The sequence below is a fragment of the Streptomyces sp. E11-3 genome (assembly GCF_046540415.1).
GTDB lineage: Bacteria > Actinomycetota > Actinomycetes > Streptomycetales > Streptomycetaceae > Streptomyces.
Genome location: NZ_JAZGRL010000001.1, coordinates 2,446,501 through 2,470,844 on the forward strand (window position 1 = coordinate 2,446,501; position 24,344 = coordinate 2,470,844).

At 70.9% G+C, this 24,344-nt stretch carries 28 protein-coding genes; 14 read left to right on the plus strand and 14 right to left on the minus strand.

Annotated elements, in window-relative coordinates:
- Positions 1–87: 87 nt before the first annotated feature.
- Positions 88–858, minus strand: a complete 771-nt coding sequence (locus U9R90_RS10920) for a class I SAM-dependent methyltransferase (protein ID WP_411056217.1) — start codon at positions 856–858, stop codon at positions 88–90.
- Positions 859–953: 95 nt separating this feature from the next.
- Between U9R90_RS10920 and U9R90_RS10925 the strand changes: the two genes are divergently transcribed.
- Complete coding sequence (locus U9R90_RS10925; protein ID WP_411056218.1) at positions 954–1,592, plus strand: CGNR zinc finger domain-containing protein; 639 nt, start codon at positions 954–956, stop codon at positions 1,590–1,592.
- On the opposite strand, the gene sodX is transcribed toward U9R90_RS10925, so the two are convergent.
- Positions 1,487–1,957, minus strand: a complete 471-nt coding sequence (gene sodX, locus U9R90_RS10930; protein WP_411056219.1) for a nickel-type superoxide dismutase maturation protease — start codon at positions 1,955–1,957, stop codon at positions 1,487–1,489. The two genes, U9R90_RS10925 and sodX, sit on opposite strands and share 106 nt — an antisense overlap.
- Positions 1,958–2,123: 166 nt before the next feature.
- On the opposite strand from sodX, the gene sodN reads away from it, so the two are divergent.
- The 7 genes from sodN to U9R90_RS10965 all read left to right on the plus strand — a co-directional run bounded on the left by sodN (position 2,124) and on the right by U9R90_RS10965 (position 7,762).
- Positions 2,124–2,519, plus strand: a complete 396-nt coding sequence (sodN, locus tag U9R90_RS10935) for a superoxide dismutase, Ni (RefSeq protein ID WP_411056220.1) — start codon at positions 2,124–2,126, stop codon at positions 2,517–2,519.
- A gap of 169 nt (positions 2,520–2,688) precedes the next feature.
- Complete coding sequence (locus tag U9R90_RS10940; RefSeq protein WP_411056221.1) at positions 2,689–3,342, plus strand: hypothetical protein; 654 nt, start codon at positions 2,689–2,691, stop codon at positions 3,340–3,342.
- 65 nt (positions 3,343–3,407) lie between these two features.
- Entirely contained in the window at positions 3,408–3,980 is a 573-nt protein-coding gene (locus U9R90_RS10945; RefSeq protein WP_411056222.1) for a dienelactone hydrolase family protein, read from the plus strand.
- Complete coding sequence (locus tag U9R90_RS10950; protein WP_411056223.1) at positions 3,977–5,125, plus strand: winged helix DNA-binding domain-containing protein; 1,149 nt, start codon at positions 3,977–3,979, stop codon at positions 5,123–5,125. The genes U9R90_RS10945 and U9R90_RS10950 overlap by 4 nt, the downstream gene beginning before the upstream one ends.
- A 333-nt stretch (positions 5,126–5,458) precedes the next feature.
- Entirely contained in the window at positions 5,459–6,100 is a 642-nt protein-coding gene (locus U9R90_RS10955; RefSeq protein ID WP_411056224.1) for a response regulator transcription factor, read from the plus strand.
- A complete protein-coding gene (locus tag U9R90_RS10960) occupies positions 6,097–7,194 on the plus strand; it encodes a sensor histidine kinase (protein WP_411056225.1) in 1,098 nt (365 codons plus the stop codon). The genes U9R90_RS10955 and U9R90_RS10960 overlap by 4 nt, the downstream gene beginning before the upstream one ends.
- A 142-nt stretch (positions 7,195–7,336) precedes the next feature.
- Positions 7,337–7,762 carry a hypothetical protein gene (locus tag U9R90_RS10965; RefSeq protein WP_411056226.1) on the plus strand — a complete coding sequence of 142 codons (426 nt, stop codon included), beginning with the start codon at positions 7,337–7,339 and terminating at the stop codon, positions 7,760–7,762.
- Between the two features lie 38 nt (positions 7,763–7,800).
- Here the strand turns inward: U9R90_RS10965 and U9R90_RS10970 are convergent, their stop codons facing one another.
- The 3 genes from U9R90_RS10970 to U9R90_RS10980 all read right to left on the minus strand — a co-directional run bounded on the left by U9R90_RS10970 (position 7,801) and on the right by U9R90_RS10980 (position 11,949).
- On the minus strand, positions 7,801–8,751 hold the full coding sequence (locus tag U9R90_RS10970; protein ID WP_411056227.1) for a peptidoglycan-binding protein: 951 nt from the start codon (positions 8,749–8,751) through the stop codon (positions 7,801–7,803).
- A 172-nt stretch (positions 8,752–8,923) separates the two neighbouring features.
- Positions 8,924–10,252 (minus strand): SPFH domain-containing protein, encoded by a 1,329-nt coding sequence (locus tag U9R90_RS10975; protein ID WP_411056228.1) that lies wholly within the window; start codon positions 10,250–10,252, stop codon positions 8,924–8,926.
- Positions 10,249–11,949, minus strand: a complete 1,701-nt coding sequence (locus U9R90_RS10980) for an SPFH domain-containing protein (RefSeq protein WP_411056229.1) — start codon at positions 11,947–11,949, stop codon at positions 10,249–10,251. The genes U9R90_RS10975 and U9R90_RS10980 overlap by 4 nt, the downstream gene beginning before the upstream one ends.
- A 212-nt stretch (positions 11,950–12,161) precedes the next feature.
- Between U9R90_RS10980 and U9R90_RS10985 the strand changes: the two genes are divergently transcribed.
- The 3 genes from U9R90_RS10985 (at position 12,162) to U9R90_RS10995 (ending at position 14,145) form a co-directional block, all read left to right on the plus strand.
- On the plus strand, positions 12,162–12,905 hold the full coding sequence (locus U9R90_RS10985; RefSeq protein WP_411056230.1) for a tyrosine-protein phosphatase: 744 nt from the start codon (positions 12,162–12,164) through the stop codon (positions 12,903–12,905).
- Positions 12,906–12,927: 22 nt separating this feature from the next.
- Complete coding sequence (locus U9R90_RS10990; RefSeq protein WP_411056232.1) at positions 12,928–13,755, plus strand: hypothetical protein; 828 nt, start codon at positions 12,928–12,930, stop codon at positions 13,753–13,755.
- Positions 13,756–13,860: 105 nt separating this feature from the next.
- The gene (locus tag U9R90_RS10995; RefSeq protein ID WP_411056234.1) at positions 13,861–14,145 is read left to right on the plus strand and encodes a putative quinol monooxygenase; all 285 of its coding nucleotides are present in this window, start codon (positions 13,861–13,863) and stop codon (positions 14,143–14,145) included.
- A gap of 28 nt (positions 14,146–14,173) precedes the next feature.
- On the opposite strand, the gene U9R90_RS11000 is transcribed toward U9R90_RS10995, so the two are convergent.
- The 6 genes from U9R90_RS11000 to U9R90_RS11025 all read right to left on the minus strand — a co-directional run bounded on the left by U9R90_RS11000 (position 14,174) and on the right by U9R90_RS11025 (position 18,483).
- Positions 14,174–14,947 (minus strand): alpha/beta fold hydrolase, encoded by a 774-nt coding sequence (locus tag U9R90_RS11000; protein ID WP_411056236.1) that lies wholly within the window; start codon positions 14,945–14,947, stop codon positions 14,174–14,176.
- A 122-nt stretch (positions 14,948–15,069) separates the two neighbouring features.
- Entirely contained in the window at positions 15,070–16,305 is a 1,236-nt protein-coding gene (locus U9R90_RS11005; protein ID WP_411056237.1) for an RNA polymerase sigma factor, read from the minus strand.
- Complete coding sequence (locus U9R90_RS11010; RefSeq protein ID WP_411056238.1) at positions 16,302–16,718, minus strand: YciI family protein; 417 nt, start codon at positions 16,716–16,718, stop codon at positions 16,302–16,304. Before U9R90_RS11010 ends, U9R90_RS11005 begins: the two co-directional genes overlap by 4 nt.
- 150 nt (positions 16,719–16,868) lie before the next feature.
- A complete protein-coding gene (locus U9R90_RS11015; protein WP_411056239.1) occupies positions 16,869–17,120 on the minus strand; it encodes a hypothetical protein in 252 nt (83 codons plus the stop codon).
- Positions 17,121–17,187: 67 nt separating this feature from the next.
- Entirely contained in the window at positions 17,188–17,769 is a 582-nt protein-coding gene (locus tag U9R90_RS11020) for a dihydrofolate reductase family protein (protein WP_411056240.1), read from the minus strand.
- Between the two features lie 99 nt (positions 17,770–17,868).
- The gene (locus tag U9R90_RS11025) at positions 17,869–18,483 is read right to left on the minus strand and encodes a GNAT family N-acetyltransferase (protein ID WP_411056241.1); all 615 of its coding nucleotides are present in this window, start codon (positions 18,481–18,483) and stop codon (positions 17,869–17,871) included.
- Positions 18,484–18,637: 154 nt separating this feature from the next.
- On the opposite strand from U9R90_RS11025, the gene U9R90_RS11030 reads away from it, so the two are divergent.
- Complete coding sequence (locus U9R90_RS11030) at positions 18,638–19,417, plus strand: RNA polymerase sigma factor SigF (protein WP_411056242.1); 780 nt, start codon at positions 18,638–18,640, stop codon at positions 19,415–19,417.
- A 70-nt stretch (positions 19,418–19,487) separates the two neighbouring features.
- Here the strand turns inward: U9R90_RS11030 and U9R90_RS11035 are convergent, their stop codons facing one another.
- On the minus strand, positions 19,488–19,922 hold the full coding sequence (locus tag U9R90_RS11035; RefSeq protein ID WP_411056243.1) for a hypothetical protein: 435 nt from the start codon (positions 19,920–19,922) through the stop codon (positions 19,488–19,490).
- Positions 19,923–20,041: 119 nt separating this feature from the next.
- Between U9R90_RS11035 and U9R90_RS11040 the strand changes: the two genes are divergently transcribed.
- Together U9R90_RS11040 and U9R90_RS11045 are read left to right on the plus strand one after the other, a co-directional pair.
- Positions 20,042–21,007, plus strand: coding sequence for a diacylglycerol/lipid kinase family protein (locus U9R90_RS11040; protein WP_411056244.1), 966 nt, complete (start codon positions 20,042–20,044; stop codon positions 21,005–21,007).
- A 318-nt stretch (positions 21,008–21,325) separates the two neighbouring features.
- A complete protein-coding gene (locus U9R90_RS11045) occupies positions 21,326–21,583 on the plus strand; it encodes a WhiB family transcriptional regulator (RefSeq protein ID WP_156725999.1) in 258 nt (85 codons plus the stop codon).
- A 190-nt stretch (positions 21,584–21,773) separates the two neighbouring features.
- Here the strand turns inward: U9R90_RS11045 and U9R90_RS11050 are convergent, their stop codons facing one another.
- Positions 21,774–23,240, minus strand: a complete 1,467-nt coding sequence (locus U9R90_RS11050; protein WP_411057706.1) for a sensor histidine kinase — start codon at positions 23,238–23,240, stop codon at positions 21,774–21,776.
- Positions 23,241–23,663: 423 nt separating this feature from the next.
- Complete coding sequence (locus U9R90_RS11055) at positions 23,664–24,317, minus strand: TetR/AcrR family transcriptional regulator (protein WP_411056245.1); 654 nt, start codon at positions 24,315–24,317, stop codon at positions 23,664–23,666.
- Positions 24,318–24,344: the final 27 nt, after the last annotated feature.

The following is a 24,344-nucleotide window of genomic DNA, read 5'->3' on the forward strand; positions in this document are numbered from 1 at the left end:
ACCCCGGGGGGGGGGTCCGGCACCCCTGGGGTCCTACCCGCCTCCGCGTGTGCCTGCCGCTGCCTGCTCGGCTGCCTGCCTGGCCGCCTACTTGAGTGCGAGGACCAGCGCGTCCGACGGCGAGGCCCACACCGCGCGCGCCTCCCCGAAGCCCTTCTCGCGCAGTACGCGCGCGTGCCACTCGACCGGCGGGGTGTCGCCGTCCGCGTGCTCGCCGTAGATCCTGAACCGCTCGGCGGTCGGCTCGGCGAGCACCGGGTCCTCGGCGGCCACGTCCCACCACTGCTTCCAGTCCAGGGCGCCCGAGGCCTTGGCACGGTCCGTCTGGGCGTGCCGCTGCTCGCGGTCGGCGGCGTTGATCCGCGGGGTCGACGGGTCGGGCATGTGGTCGGCGTTCATGAGGACGCCGCCCTCGCGCACCAGACCGGCCAGCTGCCCGTAGAGCTCGGCCAGCGGGCCGCTGTGCAGCCAGTGCAGGGCGGTGGCGGTGAGCACGGCGTCGTAGGAGTCGTACGGCAGCGCGGCCGTCCACCGCGGGTCCTTGAGGTCGGCGGTAACGAAGGTGACCCGGTCGTCGCCCGCGAAGGTGCCCCGGGCGATGGCGAGCAGCGCGGGGTCGAGGTCGACGCCCGTACTGACCGCCTTGGGGAACCGCTTGAGCAGCCGGTCGGTGATACTGCCCGTACCGCATGCCAGATCCAGGACCCTGGGTTCGGGGCCGACCAGCGCCTCGACCATGTCCAGCATCACCCGGAACCGCTCCTCGCGGTCCGGCAGATACGCCTCCTGCTGCCGGTCCCAGCTGTCCTGCCAGGCGCGCCAGTCGGTGCCTGCGGCGGTACGCGTCGGCTCGGTCATCATAGCCCTCCCTCACCTCCAGGTAATACCCTGAAGCCAGACTCACCCATTACTCTGACAGCACCGACGATAGCCCGACCCCGTAAGGACTACAAGTGGAACTGGCCTATTACTCCGACTACGCCGTGCGACTGGTCAACAGCGAGGAACCGGGCCGCAGCAAGGACGTCCTCACCACGGTCGAGGCGGTCCGCGACCTCTTCGGCGACAACACCTCGGCGGCCCGGCGCGCGACCGACGCCGACGTCACCCGCTTCCGCTCGGTACGGGCCAGGCTGCGCGCGGTCTTCGAGGCGGCGGACGGCGGCGACGAGACGCTCGCGGTCGACCTGCTGAACTCCCTCCTGATGGAGTTCCCGGTCAGCCCGCAGATCTCCGGGCACGACTACCGGGACGACGACGGCCGCCCCCTGTGGCACATGCACCTCGCCGACCACCCGTCGAACGCGACGGCGGGCTATGCGGCGATCGCCTCCATGGGCCTCGCCTTCCACCTGACCGAGTACGGCGTCGACCGCCTCGGCCTGTGCGAGGCGGCGCCGTGCCGCAACGCCTATCTCGACACCTCGACCAACCGCTCCCGGCGCTACTGCTCGGACCGCTGCGCGACCCGCGCCAACGTCGCCGCCTACCGCGCCCGCAAGCGCGAGGAGGCCGACCGGTCGGCCCACACCGGCCGCGCCGCGGACAGCACCCAGGACACCAGCCCGAACAGCGACCGCAACGCCCCCTGAGCCGCCTCGCCCCCGGCGCCCCTCGGCCGGTACCGCAGCCGGACCCGGCCCAGCACCAGCTCCACGGGCACCGTCCCGTAGTCCGTACTGTCGCCGCCCGCGAAGGAGTTGTCGCCGAGCACCCACCAGCCGCCGTCGCGCCGCTCCACGGCCCGCTTGACGACCAGCAGGTCCTGCTGGAACGGGTGGCGCAGCACCACGACGTCACCGGGGCGCACCCGCGCCCCGTAGTGCACGAGGAGCCGGTCCCCGTGCCGCAGCGTCGGCACCATCGAAGGCCCGTGCACTTCGGCGATCCCCAACGGCACCCTGGCCCCGCGCACCGCGTCCCCCGCGCGCCCCGGCTCGCGCTCCTGTTCCCGCATCAGACACCTCCTGGTCCGATCCCCCACCAGTGTGCCGTCCCATCCTCCACCGGACCCAGTCCGCCCCTGGACTTTTGTCCTAAGCCCACGGGGGCACCCGCGAAAACCCTTCCCCCACGGAGTAATGTCGCACCTTGAGAAGACGATCACGAGGAAGGACAGCTCAATGCTCTCCCGCCTGTTTGCCCCCAAGGTGACGGTCAGCGCCCACTGCGACCTGCCCTGCGGCGTGTACGACCCGGCCCAGGCCCGTATCGAGGCGGAGTCGGTCAAGGCCGTCCAGGAGAAGATGGCCGCCAACGACGACGCGCACTTCCAGGCCCGCGCCATCGGTATCAAGGAGCAGCGCGCCGAACTCGCCAAGCACCACATCTCGGTGCTGTGGAGCGACTACTTCAAGCCCCCGCACTTCGAGAAGTACCCGGAGCTGCACCAGCTGGTCAACGACGCCCTGAAGGCCCTCTCGGCCGCCAAGGGCTCGACGGACCCTGCCACGGGCCAGAAGGCGCTGGACTACATCGCCCAGATCGACAAGATCTTCTGGGAGACCAAGAAGGCCTGAACCAGGGCTGTTCGACGGTGACCCGCGATCGGTGCACCATCGCAGGTCAGCGGGCTTTTTGAAGGGGCTCGGCCGAGCATCGGCCGAGCCCCTTCTGCGCAGACGTGAGAAAATTAGGCCGCGTATCCGAAACACCCAGACTCGGGGATTTCTCGCGCGGGAGGCCATCATGATGGCGTCGCAGGGGGGAGAACCCACCACTGGCCGGGCGCTGTGGCCCGGCATCGCGGGGATCGCCTCCGGCGGACTGCTGATGTTCGGAGGTCTGCTGGGGTGGCGTACCCCCGATACCTCGGGCAAGGACGCGGTCCGTGAGGTCATCTCCTTCTACTCGAAGGAGAGCAACCGGCACTGGGCGGAGGCCGAGGCCCTGATACTGCTCGGGGCGGCCATGCTGTTCCTCTTCTTCCTCGCCGCGCTGACCCGCGCCGCCGGAAGCCGGGCCACCCTGGTGATGACGGGCGGCACGGTGTTCGCGGTGTCCTTGATGGTCGCGGCGATCTCGTCGAACGTCTTCGCCATCACGGCCAACTACTCGGACGCGTTCCACGTCGTTCCGGGGACCGCGCTGATCGCCATCCTGCTCCTGGACGTGGGGTACGGCGCCATGATCGGCGCGATGGCCGGTGCGGCCGTCATGCTGTTCGCGGTGTGGCGGGCCGCCCGCACGACGCCGGGGGCGGTGCCGCAGTGGCTGGCATGGGCCGGCTTCGTGGTGGCCGTACTGTCGCTGGCGGGCCCCGTCAGCGGGTGGCTCACCCCGCTGCTGATGGCGCTCTGGCTGGTGGCGGCGGGCGTGGTGATGGTCGTCAGAAAAGCCTAGGGGTCGGTGCACTCTCGCAGGGTTAGGGTTCCGAACGGAGCGAACTGCGAACAGGAGTGCACAAGTTGACCGAGGTAGTGCCTTTCCACCACGCGCAGGGGCTGACGCCCGGCGTCGTCGCCTTCGCCGACGCGTTGCGGCGCGCCGGGCACACCGTGCACACGCCCGACCTGTTCGACGGGCGCACCTTCGCCACGCTGGAGGAGGGCGCGGGCCACGCCGAGGAGATCGGGTTCGCTGAGGTCGTCGAGCGTGGCGTACGGGCGGTCGAGGGGCTGCCGCGCGCGTTGGTGTACGTCGGGTTGTCGCTCGGGGTGCTGCCGGCCCAGCGGCTGGCGCAGACGCGGGACGGTGTGCTCGGGGCGCTGTTGTGCCATGCCTGTGTGCCGGTGGCGGAGTTCGGGTCCGGCTGGCCCGACGAGGTGCCGGTGCAGGTGCACGCGATGGACGCCGACCCGTTCTTCGTGGGCGACGGCGACCTCGACGCCGCCCGGGCGCTGGTCGGCGATGCCGAGTACGGGGAGCTGTTCCTGTACCCCGGCGACCAGCACCTGTTCGCCGACAGCTCGTTGGCGTCGTACGACGCGGACGCCGCCGCGCTGCTGAGCCGGCGGGTACTCGCCTTCCTCGGCACATGAGCGACACCAAGATCACCGCGCGGGGGCTCAACCGCTCCCTGCTCGCCCGGCAGTTGCTGCTGCGGCGCGAGTCGCTCGGCGTCGGCCACGCGGTGCGCCGGGTGGTCGCGCTGCAGGCGCAGCAGCCGGCCTCGCCGTACGTCGCGCTGTGGAACCGGCTCACCGACTTCGACCCGGCCGACCTCGACGCCGCCTTCGCCGAGCGGGAAGTGGTCAAGGCGACGCTGATGCGGATCACCCTGCACGCGGTGCACGCCGAGGACTACCGGGCCCTGCGGGAGGCCGTGGAGCCGACGTTGCGGGCGGGCAGGCTGGACAGCCGCTTCCAGGCGTCCGGGCTGACCGTCGCCGACGCCGACGCGCTGGTCCCGGAGCTGCTGGCGTACGCCGACCGGACGCGGACCGCCGCGGAGCTGCAGGCCTGGGTCGAGGAGCGGATCGCGGCCCCGCCGCATCCCCGCGCCTGGCAGGGGCTGCGCGGGTACGCGCCGCTGCTGCACGCCCCCACCCCGGCCCCGTGGTCGTTCGGCGCCCGCCCGTCGTACGTCTCGGCGAAGCCGCGGCCCGTACTCGCGGACCACGACGCGTCGGCGACGGCGCTGCGGACACTGGTCCTGCGCTGTCTGGAGGGGTTCGGGCCGGCTTCGGTGGCGGACGTGGCGCAGTTCGCACTGGTGCAGCGGGGCCGGGCCAGGGAGGCCCTGAAGGCACTCTCCGATGACCTGGAGCGGCTCGAAGGGCCCGACGGTACGGAGCTGTTCGACGTACCCGGCGCCCCGCGCCCGCCCGATGACACCCCGGCACCGCCGAGGCTGATGGCCATGTGGGACAGCGTCCTGCTCGCCTCGTACGACCGGAGCCGGATCGTCCCACCCGAGTACCGCAAGCTGGTGACCCGCGTGAACGGCGACGTACTGCCGACCCTGCTGGTCGACGGCTACGTCGCCGGGGTGTGGCGCCCGGCCGAGGGAGGAATCGAGGCGACCGCGTTCCATCCCCTGCCGGACGAGGCCTGGGAGGGACTCGCGGACGAGGCCCGCTCGCTGGTCGCGTTCCTCGCCGACCGCGAGCCGCGGGTCTACGGCCGCTACGACCACTGGTGGAGCAAGCTGCCGCCTGCCGAGGCGCGGTTGCTCCCAGGCTGAGAATCAGGATCTGACGGCGGCCACGGGGCCGGGCCTTGGCCGATCGGCGCCCGTGACGCGAGACGCGACGATCGGCAACCCCCCGTGGAGTGCCCGAACCCCCTGGCCGTACCCAAGGGTCCCCGTTCGCACGGCCCGAGGTGCATGGCGCTGGTCAAGCGCCCCGCTCGCGGCCGTGCGGGGGATCGTGATCAATCGTCGCAGGCGGTACGGGCCGAGGCGTCGGACCTGGGGAGGAGTCGTACGCTCCTACTTGAGGCCGCGGTTCCGGTCCGCTCTGTGCAAAACGTACATAAGTCGGTGCTGTCAGTGTTGAGGGAAATCGGGGACACCGTGATCCGGGTACTTGTCGTGGACGACGAGGAATTGGTGCGGGAGGCATTGCGGCGACTCCTGGCGGCCGAGGACGGCTTCCAGGTCTCCGTCTGCGACAGCTTCGCGGCGCTGGACACCGTGCGGCACACGGCGCCCGACGTCGTCCTGCTGGACATCGTGATGCCCGCCCCCGACGGGCTCACCCTGCTGACCGCGATACGGAAGCTGCCGCAGCCGCCCCCGGTCGGCATGCTGACCACCTTCGACGTCCCGGATCAGCTGGAGCTGGCGCTGTCCGGTGGCGCGGCCGGTTTCCTGCTCAAGGACAGCGCGCCCGCCCTGCTCGGTCAGGCCGTACGCGTACTCGCCGCCGGTGGCGTCGTCTGCACCCCGGGCGGCAGCCACGCCGTCCTCACCCGGCTACTGACCGCCCCGCCGGAGCCCGCGGCCACCGAGGGCACACCGCTGGCGCACCTCACGCCACGCGAGCGCGAGGTGCTCACGCTGCTCGCCATCGGCCTGTCGAACGCGGACATCGGCGAGCAGCTGGCCATCGGCGTCACCACCGTGAAGACCCATATCTCCGCGCTGAAGCGGAAGCTGCACGCGTCGAGCCGGGTCGCCCTGGCCACCGTGGCCCAGCGGGCGGGGCTGGCGTGAGCGCCCGCTGGCTCAGACGGGCGACCGACGCCGCCCTGGTGGCCCTGGCCCTGGTGGAGGCCGTCGCCACCCGCGACTGGGGCCCCGGCTGGATGTTCGGCTGGACACTCGTGGCCGCCCTCACACTCGTCGTGCGAGGCCGCTTTCCCCGTACGGTCCTGGTCCTCGCCCTACCGGGACTGGCCAGCGGCTACCTGTGGCTGCCCACGATCTTCGCCCTCTACAGGCTGGCCGCGACGCCGCGGCACCGCGCGGAGCCCTGGGTCTGGGCGGGCGTGGTGTGCGCGGTGGCCTTCTACCCCTGGCCGCATCTGGGCCCCCTCTCCTGGGCCTGGGAGGACGTCACCCTGGATCTGCTGGGCGCCGCGATGCTCGCACTCGCCCCCGTCAGCCTCGGGCTGCTTGCCTCGTCGCGCCGCGAACTGGCCGCCAAAGCGGCCGAGCTGGCGCTGAGCAGGGAGCGCGGGCAGGCACTGGCCGCCGAGCGGGCCGCCATGGCCGAGCGGACCCGGATCGCCCGCGAGATGCACGACAGCGTCGCCCACCACCTCAGCCTCATCGCCCTGAGCAGCGATCCCGGCGACCCCGTGCGGCGCCAGGCCGAGGACGCGCTCGCCGAGCTCCGCAGCGCGGTCAGCGCCCTGCGCGCACCCGGCCTGGCGGCCCTGCCCGCGCTGATCGAGACGGCGGGTCCCTCCGTACGGCTGCACACCGACCTGGCCGGGTCCGGCGCCTGTCCGCTGCCGGTGCAGCAGGCGGCGTACCGGATCGTCCAGGAAGCCCTCACCAACGCCCGTAAGCACGCCCCGGGCAGCCGGGTCCACGTGGCCGTGGAGCACGACGCGTCCGCCGACGCGCTGCGGGCCACGGTGCGTACCACCCCGGCGACCGGTCCCACCGTCCGGGACCTAGCGGCGGGCGGCCCCAGCATCCAGGACCTGCCGGAGGGCGGTGGCCACGGGCTGACGGGGCTGCGCGAACGGGTGGCGGAGCTGCGCGGCACCCTGCACGCGGGGCCCACGCCGGACGGCGGCTTCCACGTCCAGGCCGTGCTCCCGCTCAGCGCTGCCGTCGCCGATGCCGGAGCCCGCTGACTCGGCTCCGTGGTTCCGAGGCCTGGCCGCTGTCGGTCCGATGGGCCACTGTGGACTTATGACCCCTCCAACTGGCCCGCCCCCTCCGGCTCCGCCAGCTCCACCGCGGCAGACCGCACTGAGCCGCGCGCCCGGCTGGGTCATGCTGGTCGCCGCCGTGCTGCTGTTCCTCTCCTCCACGGTCGCGGTCTGGTGGCTCGTCGGTCAGCAGACCCTGGACGACGTGGCCGACCCCGACTTCGCGGTACGGCCGTGGGACATACCCCGCGGGGTCGAGCGGGCGGTCGGCGCCGGTTCGTTCGTGACCCTCGCCGGTACGGTGCCGCTGTTCGTGGACTGGACCCTGACACGGCGGATGGATCCCGTGTGGTGGTCCGCGCTGGGGCCGCTGCTTGGCGCGGGTGCGGCCGCGGCCGTCGGACACCGGGTGGTGACGGCTGAGGTGATCGGGGCCAATATCGGCGGTGGGTTCGTGGTGCTGGTCGGGATGCCGGTGGTGGCCCTGGTGGGCGTCATGGGGTTGGGACGCGCGGTGCAGTTGGCGCTGCGGGGGCGTCGGCGGGGCTGACGGCCTCGGGCGGTGGCGTCAGGGGACGGCGTCAAGACTCATGCAGCGGTCTCGGCCTCCAGTGCCCGGCGCGTGTTCTTTCCGTACTCCCCGTCCCGGTCGCCGCGAATCCCCCGGCCCGCTTGGTAGCGGAAGACCGCCTCCTGCACGGTCGTGGTGAACTGCCCGTCCTCCGGCGCGCTCTTGGCCAGGTACCCGGTCTGCTTCAGCCGCCGCTGCAGCTCGGTGACCCCGGCACCGCTGTCGCCCGGCCGCAGCACGGTTCCCGAGCCGCCGCCGTTGCCCCGCCTAGCGGGGCCCTTGTCCCCGCCCTGGGACGCCGTCGGGTCCGACGGCGCCTTCGCGCGCTCCCGGTCCCGCGAGGCACCACCGCCCGCGGCGCCGGACGTACGCGCCCCGTCCGGCTGCCGCTCGCTCGCGGCGGGCGCCGACGGATCGGACCCCGCGGTACGGGACGGCTCCGCGGAGGAAGCGTCGGCGGAAGGACTGCCGCTCGTCGAAGGCCTGTCGCTCGCGGAGGGTGCCGTGTCGGACGGCGAGGGGTCCCCGTCGTCCACCCGTACGCGATCGGCCGCCCCCGAACCGCGCGCGCCATCGTCCCCGTCGGCCAGCACCTGAGTGAACAGCAGCGCCGTGGCGGCGGCCACCCCGCCGCCCGCCAGGACCCAGACCCCCTTGCGCCTACGGGGCTTGCGGCGCCGCGAACCCCTGGCGCGGGTGCCCCCGGGGGTGGGCTCGCGGTACGGCTGCGGTGGCTCGTCCGCCATCAACTCGTGGTCCACGTAGGGCGGCAGGGGCGCCGACAGCACGGGCGGCGGGGGCTCGGCCGCGTACGGGCGTATGTGCATCGGGTCGACCTGCTCGGCCGTGAAAGGCCCGGCGCAGCCGCAGACTCCTCCGGGCAGGGCGGCGAGTTCGACGCCGCATCCCGGGCAGCAGCGATGAACGGTGTCCATGTCCTTCATGCCCTTCGTCGCGTCGTTCGTCACGTGGTTCGTCAGGTTGTTCGGAGACGCCTCGGTTGTTCAGATGTTCAGATCGGCCCAACGTACCTCTGCCGGAACACAGTTCACGGAACCGGGCCCCCGTACGCGTACGGCACCCGGCCCCCCGCGTGGGGGTCGGGTGCCGTACGGAGCCCTCAGGGCCGCTGTGACCGGCTCACTCCGCGTCGTCCGGCTCGGTCCCGAACGCGGTGTGCGGCGTGGAGTTCAGCGCCGGGAGCTCCGTCATCCGCGGCAGCAGCTGCGCGGCGAGCAGTGTCGACAGAGCCGAGGTGTCGCCGCCACCGCCCGCGTCGGTGCGTACGACCACCGGCTGCGGGGCCTTCGTCGCCAGTTCCGCGCCCACGTCCAGGCGGCGGCGGGCCAGTTCGTACTGGAGCACCGCGCGGTTGTCGCGGTAGGCCTGGGCGAGCCGGCGCTGGGCCTTGGCCTCGTTCTCGGCGGAGATGAGTCCGCTGCGGCCGCGGGTCTCGATCTCGAAGCGGACCCGCTGGGCGTTGGTCTCCTGCTCCTCCAGGAGCTGGGCGACCTGTTCGCGCGCCTTGTTCAGCGCGGCCTTGACCTCGACGATGCGCGCGTCGCGCACCTTCTTGGCCCGCTCGATGTCCATGCCCAGGCTGTCGATACGGCGCTTGCGGGTCAGGCCCCACTCCTGCTCGTACGCGGTGCGCTCCTTGGCGACCCGCTCCCGTGTCGCCAGGTGCTGCTGGTACTGGGTGGGCAGCTGCACCTCGGGGATGTTGGAGCCGGTGATGCGGACGCCGTACCGGGACAGCTGGCGGTTGAGCAGCTCCTGCATGTCGGCGACGTCCGAGCCGCGCAGGTCGTAGGCGCGCTCGGTGCGCACCATGCGGGCCCGCTGGCGGATGGCGTCCTGGACCGCGCTGGACAGCACCAGGTCGAAGTTCCCGGCGCCGATGGTGCGGACGAACAGCACCGCGTCGTTGATGCGGAACTTCAGGAAGAACTCGATGGACCTGAGCGGCACGTTCTCCTGCGTCGGGCAGGCCATCACGGGCGCCGAGTACGGGATCTCGGTGGCGATGTCCACGACGAAGTCGACCCGCGACCACGGGTGCCACAGGTAGTGGCGGCCGGGCTCCAGGGTGCGGGTGACCGCGCCGTAGCGGGTGAGGATGCCGTGGGTGCCCTGCTCGATCTCGACGATCGAGGAGCGCCACCACCACAGCGCGCCGACCAGCAGCAGGACGACGCCGACGGCGTACGCGGTCCCGGCGAGCGCGCCGTAGGCGACGTCACCCACGGTCCCCGAGTCGGCCTCCTTGATGGACAGCATCACGCCGCTCAGCAGGGCGAAGACGCCGATCCACAGGGGCAGCATCCACCACAGCTTGCGGCGGTGGCGCGGGATGATGACCGGCACCAGGGTGCCCGCCTCGCCGCCGCGCAGCAGTTGGGGGATCTCGCTCCAGGACGCCACGGCCTCGGAGATGACCGACCTCTGGCTCATACGCGCGGTGCTCATTCGCCGGCCTCCTCGGCGAGCTCGTCGCCCTTGGGCTTCTCGGGTGTCTCAGGGTCTGCGGGGCCGTCGCCCCCGGGCTCGGTCGGGACGACCGGCGCCGCGGGTACGGTCGGCCGCTCGGCCTCCAGCAGGGTGTCGATCTCGGCCTGCCGCTCGCTGATACGGCTGGACACCTCCGAGAGCCTGGCCCGTACGGCGGCCATGTCGGCGTCCGTGAACAGCTCCGCGCCCCGCTCGCCGACCAGTTCCCTGGCGAGCGCCAGGAAGTCGACCCCGGCGCCGCCGTCGACGCCGTCCGCGCCGATCCTGACCAGCCTCGGCAGGTGGTCGGCGACCCCCTCCAGGGTGTCCAGGACCTGCTGCTGGTAGCGGTATTCGAGGATCTCGGGTGCCTCCGCCGCGGTCACCGCGCGGATGTCGAGCGCCTGCGCTTCCAGCAGCGCCGCGTTCGCCTTGGCCTCCGACTCGGCCTGTACGTACCGCTGGCTGGCCAGCGCCTGGGCGCGGTTGGTCTCGCGCTCCACGGCGGTGTCCATCTGCGCCTGGTACTGGGCGATGTCCGCCTGGATCGCGGAGAGCGTCTCGTGGCTGGTGGCCAGCTCCTTGGTCAGGTCGCCCTCGTCCTGCTCCTTGCGGAGCTGGAGCGCGTACTCGTGGGTGTACGCCTCCTTGGCGACGCGGACCATCTCCGGGGCCGCCAGGTCCATCCGGTAGTTGCGGTCGGAGGGCTCGGCGTGCGTGATGTTGGCGTTGGTGAGTTCGACCGCGGGCCGGAACTGCTGGTTCAGCTGCTCCAGGAGCCGACCGGTGTCCTCGCCCACCATGTCGTAGATCCCGGCCGCCTCCTGCTCGTAGATCAGGCTGCGGATCGTCTCGCTGACGGCGTTGCTCAGCTTCTCCTCGAAGCCGCGCACCGCGCCCAGGGTGTAGACGAACTCGCTGGGGTCGCTGATCCGGAACTGGATGAACAGGTCGATCGACGCCTTGACGCCGCCCTTGGTCGGGGCCTCGCGCACCGGCGCGTTGAAGGGGTACTCACGGGTGGTGTTGACGATGTACGACACCCGCTTCCAGGGGCTCAGCAGGATGACCCGGCCGGGGCCGACCACCTTCTCCAGCTTGCCGAAGCGGGTGATCATGGCCTGGCTGCCGTCCGGCACCATCACCATGCCCTGCCGCCACCAGACGAAGGCCACGGCGAGGATGGCGAGCACCCAGTAGTGGATGCCGAACAGCGGGTTGAGCAGTACGTCGCTGCCGGTCGCCGAGACGACGATGGTGCCCACGACGCCGATCACCAGGAGCAGCAGCACCGGCAGCATGCTGATCAGGGAACGGCCCTTGGGGATCACCATCGGGCAGATGGCGTGCACCATCTCGCGGCCATCGCGCTGCTGTTCGCTGCGGTTGAGGGTCTCCCCGGCGTCGTCCAGGGGGACGGTCTGCTGCGCCATGACGGTGGCGATGGAGCCGCCCTGCTCACGGGCGGCCGGGAAGTCGGCCGGGTCCATGCCTTCTTCCTGCGGCTCGGACAGCTCCTGTTCGGCGAAGTCCTGGGCCTGCGCGCCGGCCCGCGTCGCGCCGCCGCCTCGACCGGCGCGGCGCCGTACTTCCTCCTCGGCCGCCTGCCGCGGACTGGTACCGGCGGCCACTGACGAGGCCACGCGCCGTAGGCTTTCTGCCCGCGCTCGTGCCACGGTTCCCCCTCTGTCTTTCTGTCGCTGATGACTGATTACTGATGGCTGATTACTGCTGACTGGCTTGATCGTGTTGCTTGGTCCTGGTCATCCCACACCACGGGTCACGCCGCCGATAAGGCGGGGTGCGCCGATCGTGACAACACTGATGCCCGCGGGTAAGGCGCCCAGAGGCCCAGCCCGGTGGGGCGAAGATCTCTAGGGTGTCACGGGTGACGAGACATCTGGCGTTCGAGCGCCTGCACAACTTCCGTGACCTGGGCGGGTATCGCGCCGACGACGGCCGCATGGTGCGCTGGGGCCGCCTGTACCGGTCGGACGCGCTGTCCAAGCTTCAGGGAGCGGACCTGGACCGCTTCCGCGCCCTGGGTGTACGTACCGTGATCGACCTGCGCTACCCGTGGGAGATCGCCAGGAAGGGCCGCGTCCCCGACGACCCGGCGCTCGCGTACGTCAACCTCAGTGTGGAGCACCGCCCCTACGACCAGGCGGAGATCGACCCCGCGCTCGACCCCTGGCGCTATCTCGCCGACCGGTTCGCGGAGGTGGCCCTGGACGGGGCCGTGGAACTCCGCGAAGCCCTGCGGGTGATCGCGTACGGGAGCGAGCCTCAGGTCTTCCACTGCGCGTCGGGCAAGGACCGTACGGGCCTGCTGGCCGCCCTGGTCCTCTCGCTTCTGGGCGTGAGCGAGGACGACATCGCCGCCGACTTCGCGCTCACCGAACTGGCCACCGAGCGGCTGGTCGCCGACTGGAAGGCGGACCATCCCGGCCGGACGCTGCGCTGGCCCGGCTACGGGCGGGCGCCGGAGGACGTCATCCGGTTGTTCCTGTCCGACCTGAGCGAGACCTACGGCTCGGTACACGACTACGCGGTCAAGCACGTCGGCATCGACGCCTCGCTGATCTCCGAGCTGCGTGCCCAACTCCTCACCCCTTCCTCGCTGCCCAAGTAGGGCTTCCGGATACATTGCGCCCATGTCAATACCGGGGTCCCAGCCGAATCCGTACCAGCACAACCCGCACCAGCAGCAGCCCGGCGCGGCCGCCTCGCCGAACCCGTACCAGCAGCAGCCGGTGCCCGGCGAGCCGCACGAGCTGCCTCCGCTGGTGCTCGGCGGGCCGCCGCCGGTGGAGCCGCCGCCCCCGGCTCGCAAGCCCCTGACGGGCTGGCAGTGGGCGCTCGGCGGCGCGGTGGTCGCCTCGGCGCTCTGGGCGGGGACGCTCTTCGCCACCGGCACGATCGGCAACCAGGCGGACCTCCGGGGCTACCGGCTCCCGGCGGACCTGTGCGAGACCACCTCGCACAACTCCCTCCTGAAGCGCTACAAGTTCGAGAGCGACACCAAGCCGACCAGCTACAACTCCGAGCAGGAAGCGATCGACCAGAGCCAGTGCAGCCGCGGCTTCACAGACCGCGAGTCGAGCCGCGGGGACGAATACTCGACGAGCGGCTACCTCTCTGCCACCGCCACCTGGCACAAGAAGGCCGATCCCGAGCCCGAGTTCGCCTCGACCTACAAGGCATACGAGGACCAGATGTTCGACGGCTTCAAGTACAAGGTCAAGTCCGTCGGCGGCCTCGGCGACGAGGCGTACGTGGTCACCGAGACTCAGGACGAGGACGATGATGACGACCCGTCCTCGATCATCCTCGCGGTACGCGACGGCTGGTTCACCTACCAGGTGCGCTGGGCCTCGTTCTCGAACGACTCGGACGAGTCGGCCCCGCCCTCCCCCGCCGCCGTCGTGGACACGCTCAAGTCCGACACCCGAGCCACGCTGGCCGCGCTCAAGAACTCCTGACCTCGCTCTCCGTGGAGTTCCCTGCCGACCGATGAGTTCCGCCCCGCCGCACGGTCCTCCCCGTACGAGACAGCTGTACGCATCACCGTCCACGGAAGGCCGCCCATGCTCATCATCTCCGGCACTCTGTACGTCGACCCCGACTCCCGCGAGCGGTACCTGGCCGGGTGCCGCCCGATCGTCGAGCAGGCCAGGGCAGCCGCCGGCTGTCTGGACTTCGCGCTCTGCGCCGATCTGGTCGATCCGGGCCGGATCAACGTGTACGAGCGGTGGGAGTCGGACGCCGCCCTGGAGAAGTTCCGCGGCAGCGGCCCGTCGTCCGAGCAGACCGCCGAGCTCATCGAGGCGGACGTACGGAAGTACCGGATCTCCGGCGTCGAGGCTCCGTAAGGCGTCTGGCGAAATCCTGGCCTGCGGCTCAGGCAGGCTCTGCCAGCGCCGCCGCCGTGGCGCGGACGAAGCCTTCCGGGTTGTCGAGCATGATGTTGTGCGCGCAGTCCGGGACGGGGACGACCGAGACTCCCGAGGCAGCCAGCGCCGCACCGCCCGCCAGCGGTCCGTCGGACTCCGGCAGCAGGAAAGCGCGGGGTATTTTCAGGTCCAGGAGGAGTTCGCGCATGGTGGGAGTCGTGCCGCGGACGAGCTGTACCGCACTGCGGTGCAGCGCCTCCCGGCCGACCAGGCGCATGGTGGACCACCAGTGCGGGCCGACCCGGTCACGCACCTCGGCCCAACCGCCAGCCAGGAACTCCTCCTCGTTGTAGGCCGCGATGCCGCTGCTCCCGCTGGAGGCGGGGGCGCGCGGGAGCGGGTCGAGGTTGGCGTCGACGAGGACCAGGCGGGAGACCAGGTGCGGGTGCCGGGCGGCCAGCACGATGGCCACCGAACCCCCCATGCTGTGCGCGATCAGTTCGGCACCGGTGACCCCCGCGGCGTCCAGGGCTGCGGCCAGGGCATCGGCGTGCGATTCCAGGCTGTAGTCGAAGTGCGTCGGCCGGTCGCTGATGCCGTGGCCCAGCAGGTCGATAAGCAGGGAGCGGTGTCCGGCCAGCAGCGGATGGACCGCCACCTCGGTGAAGTAGGCCGGGGACGAGGCCCCGAGGCCGTGCACGTACACCCGAACCGGCTCCCGCCCCGGCAGTTCGACCCAGCGGATCAGATCTCCCTCACCCGTCACTGTGGCCTTGCGCATGGTCCACTCCCCCGTCCCGTGGCTTATCAGACCTCCCCTGGAGATCCGTCGTACGCCCATCATGAGGGGCACCACTGACAACGCCCCGAACAGGCGGCGGCCGCTCACGGCCCCGACAGGGATCAACGCGCCAGCCGGGCCGCCCGCATCCGCAGGTAGCGCGCCTCCGGCAGGCTGCCGGTGCCCAGCGCGGCCGCCTGGTACGCGGCCCTGGCCCCCGCGCTGTCGCCCGCCGTCTCCAGCAGGTGGGCGCGTACCGCGTCCAGCCGGTAGTGCCCCTTCAGCGCATCCTCCAGCCTGCCCAACTCGACGAGTCCGGCCTCCGGCCCCCGTACCATCGCGACCGCCACGACCCGTCCCAACTCGGCCATCGGCTCGGGCGCACAGCGCACCAGCAGGTCGTAAAGCGCCAGGATCTGCGGCCAGTCGGTGTCATCGGCGCGGGGCGCCTCGTCGTGCAGCGCGGCGATCGCGGCCTGCAGTTGGTACGGCCCGACGGGCGGCTGCGACAGCGCCTCCTCGACCAGGCGTACGCCCTCGGCGACGGCCGTCCGGTCCCAGCGGGAGCGGTCCTGTTCGTGGAGCGGGATCAGCTCGCCGTGCGGCCCCGTGCGCGCGGGGCCGCGGGCATCGGTGAGCAGCATCAGCGCGAGCAGCCCGGTCACCGCCCCGTCCCGCGGCAGCAGTCGGCGTACGGACCTGGTCAGCCGGATCGCCTCGCGCGCGAGGTCGGCACGGCGCAGCGCGCTGCCGGATGTCGCCGTATAGCCCTCGTTGAAGATCAGGTAGAGCACCTGCAGGACCGCCGCGAGCCGCTGGTCCCGGTCGTCGGGCCCCGGCTGGCGGAAGTGGACACCCCGTACCTTCTGCTTGGCCCGACTGATCCGCTGAGCCATGGTCGCCTCGGGCACCAGCAGCGCGCGGGCGATCTCGGCCGTGGTCAGGCCGCCGACGGCCCGGAGGGTCAACGCGATCTGCGCGGCCGGTGACAACTCGGGGTGGCAGCACAGGAAGAGCAGGGTGAGCGTGTCGTCCTCGGAGGGGGCGCGGCTCTCGCCAGGCGGCGGCGTGGTGAAGGCGTCTCGGGGTGTGCGGGCGGCGGCGGTCTGCTCACGGCGCCGACGCGCCTCTTCGCTGCGCAGCAGGTCTGTCAGCCGTCGGGACGCGACCCTGATCAGCCAGCCGCGCGGGTTCGTCGGGACGCCGCGCTTCGGCCACTGTCCGGCCGCGGCGAGCAGCGCCTCCTGTACGGCGTCCTCGGCCAGGTCGAAGTGCCCGTACCGGCGTACCAGCGCACCGAGGACCTGCGGCGCGTGCAGGCGCAGCAGGCCCTCGAGCGTGGCGTCCGGCTCTGTCAACAGTCGCCTCCACCGGCGTCCTGGATGGGCCGGATGACCACCGGGTAGACGGGCGAACCCGCGGGCACCGGGCACTCGCAGACGCGCTTGGCGATCTCGGTGACCCGGTCGAGCGAGGCGCAGTCGACCACCCAGTACCCGGCGAGCACCTCCTTGGTCTCGCCGTACGGGCCGTCGGAGACGACCGGCCTACCGTCCTTGTCCGGGGTGATCAGCCGGGTCTGCGCAGGCTCGACGAGTCCCTGGCCGTCCACCAGTTCACCGGACTCCGCCAGGTCGTCGTTGATGCTGCCCATGTAGGCGTACATCGCCTGCAGTTCCTGCTCGCTCCAGGCGGGGCTGGCCGCGGACGGCTTGCCGCTCATCGCCTCGTAGTCGGCCTGTGTGCCCTGGACCATCAGCATGTACTTCATGAGTCCGCTCCCTGTTGTCGGTTGCCTGTGTCACCCCCTTACGGGTGACGGGCACCTGAGACGTCGGAGCGGAACCGGCTTTTTCGACATCCCGAAGAAGAATCCCAGAAAGATTCTCGGCAGGAATCGCGGGAATCGCGGGAAGAGTCCTCAGGACCGTTCCGCGGGCTCTTCCGGCGGCTCTCCCGACGGTTCCGGCCGATGGTGAGCCCCCGCGGCCTCGTCGTCGCTCCGCGCCTCGCAGTCGGCGTTCTGGCAGGGTCCGGCGATCCACATCGGGACCCACGCCCCCAGGATCTTGCGCCGCTTGATGACCGTCTGCACCGGCTGCTTGCAGACCGGGCAGACATAGCCGGTCTCCGAGGACTCGGCACGACCCGCACGACCCGCTTCTTTGGCCATACATCCACGTTAGGCCCGATTCCACCCCCCGACCAGACGTGCTACCGCTTCCCGTTACCGGTTCCTGCTACCGCTTCCTGCTGTACGTGGTGACCACCACGCCGTTCCCGAACGACTTCACGGAGTCGAGCGTGAACTCCCTGACCGCGAAGCCGGCGTCCGCCAGCGGCATCCCGGAGCCCAGGAACGTCGGATAGGTCTTGATCACCAGCTCGTCGATCTCGTCGACGAGCTGGCCGGCCAGGTTCGCGCCGCCGCACAGATAGATGCCGAGCCCGCCCTCACGCTTGAGTTCGCGGACCTTCGCGGCCACGTCACCGGAGACGATCTCGACCGCCGGGTCCGGTGACCGCGTGAGGGAGCGGGATACGACGTACTGCCGCATATGGGCGTACGGGCTGGTGCAGTCGGCCTGCAGGGCGAGGTCATAGCTGGCCCGCCCTTGAATGACCGTGTCGAAGTGCCGGTTCTTCAGGTCGTCGATGCCGAGCGGGACGCGCCCCTGAGTGGGGAGGGTCTCGGGATACTCCGCCTTCAGGTAGTCGAAGTACTCCTCGTCCACCCATTGGGTGAAGAACTGTGCGTCCCCGTCCGGGGCGCCGATGAAGCCGTCGATCGACGTGGCGATGAAGTACGAGAGCTTGCGCAAGCTGATCCCCTTGCCTAGCGATACCAATGCCGGTGGAGCACTCCAACCAGAGTGCTCCACTTGAAGTGGTTTGGCAAGACCCTTGGGAACCTCTCGGCTTCAGCGCCCGTTCGGCTCCTTCGCTTCCTTCGGCTCCCGCCACATGGGAAACATCTGCGGCCCGTCCGGCAACTGGACCGCACTCCCCGTGAAGGCGAAGCCGAGCCGCTCGTACAGCTTCCGGCTGCGCGCGTTGCTCGCCTCCAGATAGGCGGGTACGCCGTCCCGGTCGCATCGCTCCAGCACGGGGTCGAGCAGCGCGGTGCCGAGCCCCTCGCCCTGCCGCCCGGGGGCCGCGGCGATCAGCATCAGGTACGCGTGCTCCCGGTCGTGCGGATGGACCGCGCCGGTCAGGCGGCCGACCAACTCGGCGCGCTCGTTGTCCGGATCGGCCGTCTCACGCATCAGCGCGGGCGTGTCGTCCTCCTCGTCGGGCGCCCCCGCCGGCACCCGCAGCCACAGCGCGGCGGCCGCCCCCTCGTCCGCGATGTCGACCCACCCCTCACTCAGGGCGATGTCCAGGAAGACACCCATGAAGAGGCCGTGCACCTCACGGCGACGCGCCGTGTCCGGGAAGACCCAGCCGCTGACCGGATCGTCTGTGAAAGCCTCGTCGAGCAGCCGCACCAGGGACTCCCGGTCCGCCTCCCCCGCCCTGCGAATCGCCACGCCCACGCCCCGACCCCTCTCCAACCACCCTGGCAACACTGGAGGTTGAAGCGTAGGCGATCACTCTTACGGGGGATGGACAGTCCGAACGGGAACTACAAGATCCAGGCTCCCGTTNCTGGGGGCACCGCCCGGCGGCAGGTGGGGGAGGGCGGCACACATGACACAGCATGGGCACCACGATCCGCACGACCGCAGCGGTGCGCGGGCGATGTTCATCGAGCTGCGCAAGCTGCCCGCCGGAAGCCCCGAGTACGCGGATCTGCGCAATCAGCTGGTCCGTATGCATCTGCCGCTGGTGGAGCATCTCGCGCGCCGCTTCCGCAACCGCGGTGAGCCGCTGGACGACCTCACCCAGGTCGCCACCATCGGCCTGATCAAGTCCGTGGACCGCTTCGACCCGGAGCGCGGCGTCGAGTTCTCGACGTACGCGACACCGACCGTCGTCGGCGAGATCAAGCGCCACTTCCGCGACAAGGGCTGGGCGGTCCGGGTGCCGCGGCGGCTCCAGGAACTGCGGTTGGCCCTGACCACGGCCACCGCCGAGCTCTCCCAGCTGCACGGCCGCTCCCCCACCGTGCACGAGCTCGCCGAGAAGCTGGCCATCTCCGAGGAGGAGGTCCTGGAGGGCCTGGAGTCGGCCAACGCGTACTCCACGCTGTCGCTGGACGTGCCGGACACGGACGACGAGTCCCCGGCGGTGGCGGACACCCTGGGGGCCGAGGACGAGGCGCTGGAGGGCGTCGAGTACCGCGAGTCGCTCAAGCCGCTGCTGGAGGATCTGCCCCCGCGCGAGAAGCGCATCCTGCTGCTGCGCTTCTTCGCCAACATGACCCAGTCGCAGATCGCCCAGGAGGTGGGCATCTCCCAGATGCACGTCTCCCGGCTGCTGGCCCGCACGCTGGCCCAGCTGCGCGAGAAGCTCCTGGTGGAGGAGTAGCACTCCCCCGGTCCCGCTCCCGCTCCCGCCCCCGGCAGATCGCGCCGGGGGCACCGCCCGGAGCGTTCGGCTACGCGGCGTCGGCGTCGCGCGGGCCGATCCCCAGCGCCCGCGCCGTGGTGGGGCTCAGCAGCAGCACCAGCGTGGTGACGGCCACCACGGCGAGCCCGATCCCACCGGGGATCAGCACGCTGTCCACCTGCAGCAGCTGCCAGGCGACCGGCAGGGCAAGCAGCTGGATGACGATCGCCGGGCCCCGGCTCCAGCTGCGGCGGTTCAGCAGTCCGCGCGCGGCGACCAGCGGGATAGCGGCCAGCACGATCATCGTGAGCCCGCCGGTCACCGCCGACCGGGTGTTGGCCGACTCGCCGACCAGGCCGTCCACCAGCATGTACACGCCCAGGACCACCAGCGCGATGCCCTCCAGCGCGGCGAGCACCGCGGCGGCGGTCAGCCGCGGGGGGCGCGGGTCTTCGGGGTTCGTGGTCTGTTCAGCACTGCTCACCCCTGCAGGGTAATGGCCCGGTTCCGCCCCGGCCGATGGCCGGGTGGGCGGCCCGGGAGCGGGCCGCGTGGTCGACCTGGGTCTGGGCCACGTAAACCCCGGTAGGTACGCTGCTTCGCATGCGCGCACTCCTTGTGGTCAATCCGGCAGCAACCACCACCAGTGCCCGCACACGTGACGTATTGATCCATGCGCTGGCGAGCGAGATGAAGCTCGAGGTCGTGACCACCGAGTACCGCGGACACGCGCGCGACCTCGGCCGGCAGGCCGCGCAGAGCAAGGACATCGAGCTGGTCGTCGCGCTGGGCGGCGACGGCACGGTCAACGAGGTCGTCAACGGACTGCTGCACGAGGGGCCCGACTCGGCGCTGCCGGGGCTCGCGGTCGTCCCCGGCGGCTCCACCAACGTCTTCGCCCGCGCCCTCGGCCTGCCCAACGACCCGGTCGAGGCCACCGGCGCCCTGCTCGACGCGCTGCGTACCGGGAGTGAGCGCACGGTCGGTCTGGGCCTGGCAGCGGGCACTCCGGGCACCGAGGACGAAGCGGTGCCGGCGCGCTGGTTCACGTTCTGCGCGGGCTACGGCTTCGACGCGGGCGTGGTGGGCCGGGTCGAACAGCAGCGGGAGCGCGGAAAGCGCTCGACGCACGCCCTTTACGTGCGCCAGGTGGTACGCCAGTTCCTCGACGAGCCCCGCCGCCGGCACGGCTCGATCACCCTGGAACGCCCCGGCGAGGACCCGGTCACCGACCTCGTGCTGTCCATAGTCGGCAACACCTCCCCCTGGACCTACCTGGGCAATCGCCCGCTGTACGCCTCTCCGCAGGCGTCCTTCGACACCGGCCTCGACATACTCGGGCTCAGCAAGCTGTCCACCCCCGCGGTGACGCGCTACGCGACTCAGCTGCTCACCTCGTCCCCCGAGCGCGGCCCACACGGAAAGCACGCCCTGTCCCTGCATGACCTGACGGACTTCACCTTGCATTCGAAGGCCCCGCTGCCGTTCCAGATGGATGGTGACCACCTGGGGCTGCGGACCAGCGTGACGTTCACAGGCGTTCGCCGTGCACTGCGTGTGATTGTGTGAGTGGAAGGGCCCAAAGTCCTTTCACTCGAACGTTTAGGCCAGGGTCCACCCCATGGAAGTACGGCTGTGACCTAGCCGACACCGAGGAATCAAAAAAAACTTTTCGGAAGGGGTTGTATCCGGGGCCGAGGTTTGCGAATCTCTACTTGGCACTCAGGACGGCCCGCAACACCGGCCCCACAGAGAGTCCGAACCCCCTCCTCACGCACAGGACCTACACCAGGCAACTGGTGGCTGGACCTTCCCTTGTGGAGGGATTCGTGAAAGCGTTCACATTCACAAGCATCCCGTATGTCATACCAAGGAGAGGTAGCAGCCATGGACTGGCGTCACAACGCCGTTTGCCGCGAGGAAGACCCCGAGCTCTTCTTCCCCATCGGCAACACCGGTCCTGCGCTGCTGCAGATCGAGGAAGCCAAGGCCGTCTGCCGCCGCTGCCCCGTTGTGGAGCAGTGCCTGCAGTGGGCGCTCGAGTCCGGCCAGGACTCCGGCGTCTGGGGTGGCCTCAGCGAGGACGAGCGCCGCGCGATGAAGCGCCGCGCCGCTCGCAACCGGGCGCGTAACGCCAGCGCCTGAAAGCCCCGACGAGCCTGAGCCCGGCGGCGCGTACGGCGAGTACGCATCTCCCGCCCCCGAGCCGCAGCGCGCAGTACCCCCCGATGCGCTCAGCAACGTGAGCAGTGAGCCCCGGACCGATTCGGTCCGGGGCTCACTGCTGTGTGCTGCGTCCTGCCTGTCGCGTACCGCCCCTTGCCAGCTGGGCGTACTACTTCTCGGCGCGTACCGGGATGTCCAGGATCACCTGGGTGCCGCGCTCCGGCGCCGGCACCATGCCGAACGTGCCGCCCAGCTCGCCCTCGACCAGGGTCCGTACGATCTGCAGGCCCAGGTTCCCGGAACGCTGCGGGTCGAATCCCTCGGGCAGGCCGACCCCGTCGTCCTGGACGGTGATCAGCAGTCGGCCCTCCTTGCTGGTGCCGCCGCGGACCGCGGAGACCTCTACCGTGCCCTGGTCACCCTCGGTGAAGCCGTGCTCCAGGGCGTTCTGCAGGATTTCGGTGAGCACCATGGACAGCGGGGTGGCGACCTCGGCGTCCAGGATGCCGAAGCGCCCGGTGCGCCGGCCGACGACCTTGCCCGGTGAGATCTCGGCCACCATGGCCAGCACCCGGTCGGCGATCTCGTCGAACTCCACGCGCTCGTCCAGGTTCTGGGAGAGCGTCTCGTGCACGATCGCGATCGAGCCGACCCGGCGTACGGCCTCTTCGAGGGCGGCTCGACCCTGGTCGGAGCCGATCCGGCGAGCCTGCAGGCGCAGCAGCGCGGCGACCGTCTGGAGGTTGTTCTTGACCCGGTGGTGGATCTCCCGGATGGTGGCGTCCTTGGTGATCAACTCTCGCTCTCGGCGGCGCAGTTCGGTCACGTCGCGCAGCAGCACCAGGGAGCCGATGCGGCTGCCCTTGGGCTTGAGCGGGATCGCGCGCAGCTGGATGACGCAGTCGTTGCCCTCGACCTCGGTCTCGCGTGGTGCCCAACCGCTGGCGAGTTTCACCAGGGCCTCGTCCACCGGGCCACGGGACGGGGCGAGTTCGGCGGTGGCCGTACCGAGGTGGTGTCCGACCAGGTCGGCGGCGAGGCCGAGTCGGTGGTACGCGGAGAGGGCGTTCGGCGATGCGTACTGGACCGTGCCGTCGGCGTCGAGGCGGATCAGCCCATCACCGACCCGTGGCGACGCGTCCATGTCGACCTGCTGAGCGGGGAACGGGAAGGAGCCCGCGGCGATCATCTGGGCCAGGTCGGACGCGCTCTGCAGATAGGTGAGCTCCAGGCGGGACGGGGTGCGGACGGTGAGCAGGTTGGTGTTCCTGGCGATCACCCCCAGGACACGGCCCTCGCGGCGTACGGGGATGGACTCGACCCGTACCGGCACCTCCTCGCGCCACTCCGGGTCGCCCTCGCGCACGATGCGGCCCTCGTCCAGGGCGGAGTCGAGCATGGGGCGGCGGCCGCGCGGGACCAGGTGGCCGACCATGTCGTCCTGGTAGGAGGTGGGGCCGGTGTTGGGGCGCATCTGGGCGACGGAGACATAGCGGGTGCCGTCGCGGGTCGGGACCCACAGGACCAGATCGGCGAAGGAGAGGTCGGAGAGCAGTTGCCACTCCGAGACCAGCAGATGGAGCCACTCGAGATCGGTGTCACCGAGAGCGGTGTGCTGGCGTACGAGGTCGTTCATGGAGGGCACGTGGCCGAGCGTACCTGGCGCGTGAGCTGCGCACGGGCGCCGCGTGATCTGCGTACGGACGCCGCGGGCGCCTGAAGACACCCGCGGGCCACGGCGCCTGGAGGGACCCTCAGCCCTCCCGGCACCGCAGCCCGGAGTTGAATCGGCCACCGGGTGTGCGGTCCCGGCCGACCGTGTGCGAGGCGCCCGGCGCAGTCAGGGCAGAGAGCGTCGGTTGCCTCGCTCCGCTCTCCTGTGCGGGGAGAGCGGAAGCATGCTCACGCATTGTGGACTAGACCATTATCCGATGTCCATGCGGCGGGGCCCCTTTGCCCTTGTCTGTTCCTCCAACGTCTGCTGGGACGCCTTCTGAACGTCTTCTGAACGTCGCCGCCGCATCGCTATGGATCACCTTCCTGTACGGCCCCCGACGATTCAAGCCCTGGCCGCGAACTCCTGCGGCCGATCCCCTCGCGGCCAGGCCAGCATCGCCAACTCCGCGACGTGCTCCAGCTCCTCACGGGAGGCTCCGTCGCGCGCCTGCTGGGACATTCCCTGCAGGACGGCCCCGCTGTAGCGGGCCAGCGCCGCGGCGTCGGTGTCCGGCGGGAGCTCGCCCGTCGCGATGTCCGCGCGGATGCGGGTCTCCATCGATGCGACGTTGCTGTTGCGCTTCTCACGCAGGGCCTGCTCGACCTCCGACGTCGTGCAGTTGATCGCGGCGCTGATGATGAGGCAGCCGCGCGGATGCCCGGGGTCGGTGAACTCGGTGGCGGCATCGCGGAGCATGCGCTCGACGGCGGCGCGGGCGGTCGACTCTTCGTCGAAGGGGCGGGTGCCGAAGGCTCCATACCGGGCCGCGTACTCCACCACGACCTCGTCGAAGAGGGAGCGCTTGTCACCGAAGGCCGCGTACAGGCTGGGCGGGCCGATACCCATGGCGCGGGTGAGGTCGGCGACCGATGTCGCCTCGTACCCACGCTCCCAGAAGGTCCGGATCGCCTGCTCAAGGGCCGTGTCCCGGTCGAAGGACCGGGGGCGCCCGCGCTGCTTCGCCGACCGGGCCGCCGTCGGCTGTTCCGTCACCATGGAGTGAATTCTATAGCGTGCACTAGA